The following is an 8,452-nucleotide window of genomic DNA, read 5'->3' on the forward strand; positions in this document are numbered from 1 at the left end:
CGGTTTACCCTTCCGTTAGAGCTTGTTTTTAGTTACGATACGCGCCTTTCTCCCGCACAGTGGGAGGGGATCATGGTTAAGGAGAACACATGGTAGTCATTCGTATGGCCCGGGGCGGCGCCAAGAAGCGGCCTTTTTATCACATAGTGGTGACCGACAGCCGTAGCCGTCGGGATGGTCGTTTTATTGAGCGCCTGGGCTTTTACAATCCCATTGGCGCAGTAGCCGAGCTGCGGATCAACAAAGAACGCGCCGCTTACTGGTTGAGCCAGGGTGCCCAGCCGTCCGATACCGTCGCCGGCTTTCTGAAGAAAGAAGGCGTGAGCAAGACGGGTGTCGCCAGCGCCTGATGCCGGGGAGTGGGTGGTGCTGGGGCGTGTCTCCGGCATCTATGGTGTGCGCGGTATGGTGAAGGTTTTTTCTTTTACCGAAGAGCGCGACACCATCCTCGACTACTCGCCCTGGTATCTCGGCCCGGCCCGGCGCCCTTGGGTGCTGGAAGACGGGCGTATGCAGGGCGAGGGTGTGGTGGCCAAGCTTAAGCAGGTAGATGACCGTGAGCAGGCGCGTGCCCTTATCGGGCAGGAGATCGCCGTGCTCAGGGCCGAATTGCCTGATCCGGGAGCAGGTGAATTTTACTGGAGCACGCTGACCGGGTTGCGGGTACTGAACCGGGAAGGTGTCGCTCTGGGCACCGTGTCTGCTTTCCTGGAGACTGGGGCGAATGACGTGATGGTGGTCGGCGACGGCAAGGGTGGTGAGCTGCTCATTCCGTGGTCGGCCGAAGCGTCTGCAGGTGTGGATCTGTCCGCCGGGCAGATTATCGTGGATTGGCAAGCCGACTGGTGATGCGTTTCGACGTCATCACCATTTTTCCGGGGCTGATCCACGGTTATTTGCAGGAGGGCATTGTCGGCCGCGCGTTGACCCGCGGGCTGATTGAGGTGCAAACCTGGAACCCGCGGGATTTCAGTGACAGCACCTACCGGCGGGTGGATGACCGCCCTTTTGGCGGCGGGCCGGGCATGCTGATGATGGCGCCGCCTTTGCTGGCGGCTATCGCGGCAGCGCGGCAGGCCAATCCGGGGGCGCCGGTGATTTACTTGTCGCCCCAGGGGCAGCGCTTGCAGCAGCAGGCGGTGCAGGATTTCGCGGTGTTGCCGGGCCTGATTTTACTGGCAGGCCGCTATGAAGGCATTGACGAGCGGGTGCTGGCAGCGGTGGATGCGGAATGGTCCATCGGCGACTACGTGCTGGCAGGTGGTGAGTTGCCGGCGCTGGTGCTGATGGAGGCGGTGGCGCGGCAGTTGCCGGGTCTGCTGGGTCATGCGGATTCGGCGGCGGAAGATAGCTTTGCGGCGTCCGGCTTGCTGGATTGCCCGCATTATACCCGACCCGAAGTGGTGGCTGGGGAGGGGGTTCCGGAGGTGCTGCTTTCCGGAGATCACGCACGCATCCGCCGCTGGCGTTTGCAGCAGTCGTTAGGACGCACCGCCGAGCGGCGCCCGGATTTGCTGGAGCAACGGGGGCTGCAGGCTGGTGAGAAAGCATTATTGGAAGAGTATCGCCGTCAGGGCGGCGAAACGCAGTAATACTAGGCTAAGGAGTTGGGCATGAACATCATTGACGAAATTAATCAGGAACAAATGAAGTCGGAACTGCCGGCTTTTGGTGCGGGTGATACGGTCGCTGTTCACGTGAAAGTGAAGGAAGGCGACCGCGAGCGCATCCAGATTTTTGAAGGTATTTGCATTGCCCGCCGTAATCGTGGCCTGCACTCTGCTTTCACGGTCCGCAAAATCTCCAACGGTGAAGGGGTGGAGCGCGTTTTTCCCTCTTATTCGCCGCTGGTGACCAAGGTAGAAGTGAAGCGTCGTGGTGATGTGCGCCGCGCCAAGCTCTACTATCTGCGTGACCTCTCCGGTAAGGCTGCACGCATCAAAGAAAAGCTGGGCTGATGCAGCCTGACGCGGCACTCGGCCATGGCCGGGTTCGGGTTGGATGAGGGAGTGCTGACGCCGGGTTCGAGGGAGATCCTCGAACACTGGCGTTTTGCTTCTGTACCTGAGCGGGAAATCCTCTGGGCCGATTCCGCTCAGCGCCTGGTCTTGCGCGCTGCCTGGCAGCAGAGTTTGTTGCCGCACTGGTGGGCCGCCGCCGCAGATGCGCAGGCCCTGCAGATTGTGGCGGACACCCTGGCGCTCCTCGCTGATGCGGAGTCTTTGCCCCCTGCACTGTTGGCGACTGCCTTACAGGTGCAGGAGGCATCGCTGGTGAAGCCGGCAGCCATGCTGCCCGCTGCGCTGAGGTTTGAGGCCGCCAACCCCATGCCCCTGGACATGGAGGCGGACACCTTCGCCAAGGCTATTGAAGACGGTGATCTGGAGACGCTGGCGCCGCTGCTGTTCAGTATGGCGGAGGACGATAACGCCAGGCGGATTGTCCTCAACCGTCTGGCCCAGCGCCTGGCCGATGATAACCACGCCCAGGGTCTGCGTACCATCCTGTACGGGCAGTGGCATGACGCCGCGGCTGATCTGTCTGCCCGGCCTTTCTCGCTGGGCGCCCTGGCGCTTTTGCAGAGTCACTGGAAACTGCCTGCTGGGGTGGCTGTGGTGGTCCCAGAGGGGCGTGCCAGTCGCGATCCGGCCATAGATAAACCGCTGCTCCATGCCCTGCGGGATCGCGATCTGCCTGCCTTCATGGGGCGTATCCGCGCCCTCGGCGACCAGCCTTTGGACGCCATCCGTCAGCTCTTCCTGACCGTTACCCTGATGATCATTGAGGGCGGTGGCGACAAGGATCCCCTGCCGCTGATTCGTCTCTATGTCTGGCTCGGCAGTTTGTTGGCATTACCCCACCGGAGTTTGCGGCAGGCGCGGAAAGTGTTGTTCAGTGCTGCGGCTACCACTTTTGGCTTTGCCGGATGGAAGCGTCAGGAAGACTGGCCGGACTTCAGTACGCTGGCCGCTTATCGTGAGCGGGCAGCACTGGAGCCGGTGCCTGCGCCATTCAGTTGGCAGGGGGCTTTGTATGCCGCGGCGTCCGGCTCTGGCCCGCAGTGGTGGTTACAGGTGGCCGAGCGCGGTGTGGCACAGGGTGGACCGGCAGGCTTCTGGTCCCTGTGGCGCACTACGCAGCGCGCCGGATCCTTGACGGGAGGACCGTTGGCATGGATTCATCCTCTGGTAGTTACACGCCTGTTTCTGGACTGACCCGCTGGCGTTCTGACGCGCTGTTTTACCACAACTGGGCGATTCGATGACTACAGCCGCCGCGTCTGCTGAGCGTCAGCAGATAGATACCTTTCTCGACGCCCTGTGGCTGGAAAAAAACCTCGGTGAAAATACCCTGACGGCTTATCGCCAGGATCTGCTGCAGGTGGCGGTCGCCCTCGCAGGGCAAGGGCTGACCCTGACCACAGCCGATGAAGGTGCTCTGGCGCGTATACTGGGACAGAAGCTACAGTCAGGAGCGGCTCTGCGCTCCGTGGCTCGCCTGCTCTCCAGCGTGCGCCGCTTCTACGGTCATGCGGAGCGGGAGGGCTGGGTGCCTCGTGATCCCAGCCGTAATCTGCAAAGTCCCCGCCTCGGCCGGGCGCTGCCCCATGTCCTCAGTGAAACCGAGACAGAGGCCCTGCTCGCCGCCCCTGATTGCACTCGTCCTCTGGGACTGCGCGATGCAGCCATGCTGGAGTTGATGTACGCCTGCGGTTTGCGGGTGTCGGAGCTGGTGAATCTGGAGACGCGCCAGGTAGACCTCAGCGCCGGTCTGGTGGTGGTCTTTGGTAAGGGTCGCAAGGAACGTCTGGTGCCCATGGGAGAAATGGCCGCTGGACGCATGGCGCAGTATCTGCAAAGCGGTCGTCCGCAGATATTGGGCGAACGCATCAGTGCTGCCGTTTTCGTGACGGGACGCGGAGCCGCCATGACCAGGCAGCGTTTCTGGCAAAACATTGAGCATTACGCCCATGTCGCGGGGATTACCCAGACCGTCTCTCCCCACGGCCTGCGTCATGCCTTCGCCACCCATTTGCTGAATCACGGCGCGGACCTGCGCAGTGTGCAGTTGATGCTTGGCCACGCGAATCTCTCCACCACGGAGATTTATACCCATGTGGCGCAGGCGCGTTTGAAGGAATTACATCAGAAGCATCACCCGCGCGGGTGATGCCTGTATTGTCGCGCCTCTACTTCTTAGGCAGCGTCACCACCACGTAGATGCTGGCTTTGCCCTGCCGCACCAGCAACGGGATAGGCTGGTCAGCGGGCAGAGCGGCGACAATGTGTTCCAACTGGGTGGGACTGTTGACGTCCTGCTGATCAATCTGCTGGAGGATCATGCCCGGCATGATCCCGGCTTCCGCTGCCGCGCCTTCACTAACGCCGACCACCACGACACCATGATGCACGTCCAACTGCTTCTCAATGCTGGGGGTCAGCGACTGGACATGGATGCCCATACGGGAGACTTTGCCCACTTTGGCCGCCGTGGAAGGTTCCTGGCTGCCGGAAGGCCCTTCCATGTTTTTGGGTAGGGCGGTAATCAGGACATCTTTGGTTTCCGCTTTTCCGCGGTGGAGGATGCCGACCTTGGCCTGCGTCCCCGGCAGGGTATTGCCAACCATAGGCGGTAACTGCCCGACATTGTACACCGGCTTGTTGTCATAGGTGACGATGACGTCACCGGGCTTGATGCCTGCCTTGGCGGCCGGGCTACCCGGCATGACGGAGGCGATAAGTGCGCCCACCGGTTCTTTGAGGTGCAGTGCTTGCGCCATTGGCGGCGTGACATCCTGCACTTCGACGCCCAGATAGCCGAACTGGATCGCTTTGTGGTCCTTGAAGTCCTGCACCACCCGCATCACGGTATTGATGGGAATCGAGAAGGAGAGACCCATGTAGCCGCCGCTGTTGGTGTAAATCTGATCGTTGATGCCAATCACCTGGCCCTTCATGTTGAAGAGCGGTCCGCCGGAGTTGCCGGGATTGATGGGCACGTCGCTTTGGATGAAGGGGATGTATTCATCATCGGGCAGTGGACGGTTCATGGCGCTGACCACGCCCTGAGTCACGGTGTTATAGAAGCCGAAAGGCGCGCCGACGGCGAGCAGCCATTGGCCAACCTTCAGATCGTCGGAGTTGCCGATGGGCACGGTGGGCAAGTCCTTGGCGTCGATTTTGAGCAGTGCCGTATCGTAACGCACCGAGAGACCGATCAGCTTAGCCGGATAGGCATGATGGGTGGTGAGGGTAACGACGATATGGTTCGCGCCGCGGACGACATGACCGGCGGTGACGATATAGCCGTCGGGACTGATGATGAAGCCAGATCCAAGAGATTGAATTTTTTCATGTTGCTGGGGGTTTGAACCATGTTGTCCGGGAGCCATGAAGTGATGAAAAAACTGATAGAAAGGCGAGTTTGGCGGAAAAGGGTTGGTCTGCTGGTGAATGACCTTATTCGTGGTGCTGCTGATATTCACTACCGCCGGGCCGTAACGGTCGATAATCGGGGTGAAATCCGGCAGCGCGACCAGCGCCTGCTGGGGGGCCGTATTGGTGGCGATGGACAAGGCGGGCGAGGTAGGGGCATCGGCATGTGCCCACTCCGTCGCACCCAGTGAAAAACCAAAACATGCCGCTACGACGGCAGTGACTACCAGTTTGGGGTGCTTCAACATCGAATTCGGGCGATTATTCGCCATAGGACTCTCCTTCGGGATTTTGTCTTGCAGTTCGGTACGTCCTGGGTTGGACTCTGGGAAAAGACCGGGAGTTCCGGCCAACCGTTACAACATAACACATAAATCTCAACGAGAGACGGTGGCGGATAGCAACGCCCTCAGTGCAAAGCGCGGGACAGGCGGGACCGGTAGCGTTCCACCAGAGGCCCCTGATTACCCTGCAAAGCGAATATCTTCAGTACGGTTTTGCGGGCCAAGCCGTCCTGATAGTTTTTGTGGCGTTCAACCATCTTGATGAGCTGGTCCAGGGCCGCCTCTTCCTGCCCTTGCAAAAGAAGGAGCAAGGACCGCTGATACATGGCCTGCGCACGGAGATCGCCCTTTTCGCTGGCAATGGTGGCTTCCAGTTCGGCCATGGGCGGTGCGCTGCGGGCTGTCTCGGTGAATTCCAGCAGGGCTTTCAGTCCCTCGACCTCAATTTCCATTTGAAAGGTGGGGGACATGGCGTCGATCTGCGCCTGGGCGTCGGCATGGCGGCCCTGCTGGATGGCTAAGTGCGCCAGCGCCAGGCGCGCAGGATCGTTCCTGGGGTTGAGGCCGATGGCCTGTTCCAGCAATTGTTCGGCCTCTGCCGCCTTGCCCTGGGCAATGGCGTCAAGGGCCTGCACGCGAAGATCGTCACCCGGCAACGGCAGGTTTTTCTTGATGAACTGGCGCACGGCGGATTCGGGAAGCGCCCCCGTAAATTCATCGACGACTTTACCATCCTTGAAGGCCTTGACGGCCGGGATGCCGCGTACCTGATACTGGCGCGACAGGTCGGCGTTTTCGTCAGAATTGACCTTCGCGAGCACGAAGGCGCCGTCCATCTCCGCCGCCAGTTTTTCGAGGACCGGACCCAATGCCCGGCAGGGCGCGCACCAGGGCGCCCAGAAATCGACCAGTACCAGTACCTTCCGGGATAGCCCTACAACGGCTTCCTGAAAATTACCGAGGTTCACTTCGAGAACGTGCCCATTGACTGTCATACGAACTCCTGAGAGGAAGAGGTGAGAAGAAGAGGATAGACCGCACTGCCGTTATTTACCGTTTCAGGTGTGGTCAAAATGGGGCGTTTTCAAGGCGCGGCTGGTTTCCGGGGCGGTTACTGCTGTTCAGCTTTAGCCAGGGCGTCCAGCACGGACTGGAGCAGACTACGCCCGAGCGGTCCCATGCCGCGCTCCAGTTTGAGGCGGTCGTACTGGCCCCGGGAGAGGGGGCCAAGGGCCGCGCCCATGCGCGCCATATCGCCGCCGGCCCGCTGCATCTGACTGGCCATACGGCCCAGCCAGGCGAGGGCTTCCGGCTCACCGCGGCGGGCGGCGAGGATAACGCTGGCCAGACCGGGCGCGGCGAGGGTGGGATCAGCCGGGTCTCCGGCTTTGGGCAAGGTTTCGGGATTCTGCAAGCCCATGAGGATGGATTCGATGATGGTACTGTCTTCTTCGTCCAGCCCCTGCAGCAGGCCCAGCTCACGTTGCCCGGCCAGAATCTGGCGGATGACGGCGACCAGATCGCCCCAGCCATTGGCGGTGGCGACGCGCAGGTTTTCTTCCAGCGGCGCCCGGAGATGGACATTCTGGCAGGCGGCGACGACTTGCAGGATGAGCGCCGCATGGGCGCTGCGGATCTGCTCTCGGCGTTCGGGGAGGACGGGCATGCGGTGAACTCCAGTCAATGGTTGCCGGTTATTTTGCGGTATTGGCTGCGGGTGTGCAAAAAGCTCAACGATTGAGATGTCGCGCCAGATAATGCCCGGTGTGGGACAGGGGATTGTGCGCCACTTCGTCCGGTGTGCCGGTAGCGATGATCTGGCCGCCGCCGGAACCCCCCTCGGGGCCGAGGTCGATGACCCAGTCTGCCGTCTTGATGACGTCCAGATTGTGCTCGATAACGACGATGGTGTTGCCCGCGTCGGCCAGCTTCTGCAGCACCTCGAGGAGCAGGGCGATGTCGTGGAAGTGCAGCCCGGTGGTGGGTTCGTCAAGGATGTAGAGGGTCCGCCCGGTGTCGCGACGGGAGAGTTCCCGGGAGAGTTTGACGCGCTGCGCTTCGCCACCGGAGAGAGTGGTGGCCGACTGGCCCAGACGCAGGTAACCGAGGCCCACATCCAGCAGGGTCTGCAATTTGCGGGCGACGGAGGGGACGGGGTCAAAAAAGGCCCGCGCATCCTCCACCGTCATCTCCAGGACCTCATGAATGTTTTTGCCCTTGTAGTGGACATCCAGAGTCTCGCGCTTATAGCGTTTGCCGCCACAGACGTCGCAAGGCACATAAATGTCCGGCAGAAAGTGCATTTCCACCCGGATCACGCCGTCGCCCTCACAGGCTTCGCAACGCCCGCCCTTGACGTTAAAGCTGAAGCGGCCGGGATTGTAACCGCGGGTGCGCGCCTCGCCGGTGGCGGCGAACAGCTCGCGGATGGGAGTGAAGAGGCCGGTGTAGGTGGCCGGGTTGCTGCGCGGGGTGCGGCCGATGGGGCTCTGGTCGATGGCGATGACCTTGTCCAGTTCCTCCAGCCCGCGCAAATGCTGATGCGGCGCGGGGCTCTGGCTACTGCCCATGAGCACGCGGGCGCAGGCGGGGTAGAGGGTGTCATTGATGAGGGTGGATTTGCCGGAACCGCTGACCCCGGTGATGCAGGTGAAGAGGCCGATGGGGATGCGCGCGTTCACCGACTGCAGATTGTTGCCGGTGGCACCCTGCACCTCCAGCCAGCGCTGGCTG

The 8,452-nt window shown here is 61.4% G+C and carries 9 protein-coding genes and 1 pseudogene; 6 read left to right on the forward strand and 4 right to left on the reverse strand.

Annotation, left to right across the window (positions count from 1 at the left end):
* Positions 1–89: 89 nt before the first annotated feature.
* Genes rpsP through xerD form a run of 6 tightly spaced genes read left to right on the forward strand, consistent with a single transcriptional unit; the run spans position 90 to position 4,170 of the window.
* Complete coding sequence (gene rpsP, locus Q0C48_RS04650; RefSeq protein ID WP_215893491.1) at positions 90–350, forward strand: 30S ribosomal protein S16; 261 nt, start codon at positions 90–92, stop codon at positions 348–350.
* On the forward strand, positions 334–849 hold the full coding sequence (gene rimM, locus Q0C48_RS04655; RefSeq protein ID WP_291522024.1) for a ribosome maturation factor RimM: 516 nt from the start codon (positions 334–336) through the stop codon (positions 847–849). The genes rpsP and rimM overlap by 17 nt, the downstream gene beginning before the upstream one ends.
* Positions 849–1,592 carry a tRNA (guanosine(37)-N1)-methyltransferase TrmD gene (trmD, locus tag Q0C48_RS04660; RefSeq protein ID WP_291522026.1) on the forward strand — a complete coding sequence of 248 codons (744 nt, stop codon included), beginning with the start codon at positions 849–851 and terminating at the stop codon, positions 1,590–1,592. Before rimM ends, trmD begins: the two co-directional genes overlap by 1 nt.
* A 21-nt stretch (positions 1,593–1,613) precedes the next feature.
* On the forward strand, positions 1,614–1,958 hold the full coding sequence (gene rplS / locus Q0C48_RS04665; RefSeq protein WP_291522028.1) for a 50S ribosomal protein L19: 345 nt from the start codon (positions 1,614–1,616) through the stop codon (positions 1,956–1,958).
* 24 nt (positions 1,959–1,982) lie between these two features.
* The gene (locus Q0C48_RS04670; RefSeq protein ID WP_291522030.1) at positions 1,983–3,215 is read left to right on the forward strand and encodes a hypothetical protein; all 1,233 of its coding nucleotides are present in this window, start codon (positions 1,983–1,985) and stop codon (positions 3,213–3,215) included.
* Between the two features lie 46 nt (positions 3,216–3,261).
* A complete protein-coding gene (gene xerD, locus Q0C48_RS04675) occupies positions 3,262–4,170 on the forward strand; it encodes a site-specific tyrosine recombinase XerD (RefSeq protein WP_291522032.1) in 909 nt (302 codons plus the stop codon).
* Positions 4,171–4,189: 19 nt separating this feature from the next.
* Here the strand turns inward: xerD and Q0C48_RS04680 are convergent, their stop codons facing one another.
* The 4 genes and pseudogenes from Q0C48_RS04680 to Q0C48_RS04695 all read right to left on the reverse strand — a co-directional run.
* Positions 4,190–5,707, reverse strand: coding sequence for a Do family serine endopeptidase (locus tag Q0C48_RS04680; protein WP_291522034.1), 1,518 nt, complete (start codon positions 5,705–5,707; stop codon positions 4,190–4,192).
* A 137-nt stretch (positions 5,708–5,844) separates the two neighbouring features.
* The gene (trxA, locus tag Q0C48_RS04685) at positions 5,845–6,714 is read right to left on the reverse strand and encodes a thioredoxin (RefSeq protein WP_291522037.1); all 870 of its coding nucleotides are present in this window, start codon (positions 6,712–6,714) and stop codon (positions 5,845–5,847) included.
* Between the two features lie 116 nt (positions 6,715–6,830).
* The gene (locus Q0C48_RS04690; RefSeq protein WP_291522038.1) at positions 6,831–7,385 is read right to left on the reverse strand and encodes a hypothetical protein; all 555 of its coding nucleotides are present in this window, start codon (positions 7,383–7,385) and stop codon (positions 6,831–6,833) included.
* A 64-nt stretch (positions 7,386–7,449) separates the two neighbouring features.
* Positions 7,450–8,452: pseudogene (locus Q0C48_RS04695) on the reverse strand (excinuclease ABC subunit UvrA); the annotation flags it as partial.

The organism is Acidithiobacillus sp., from assembly GCF_023255755.1.
Lineage (GTDB): Bacteria > Pseudomonadota > Gammaproteobacteria > Acidithiobacillales > Acidithiobacillaceae > Acidithiobacillus.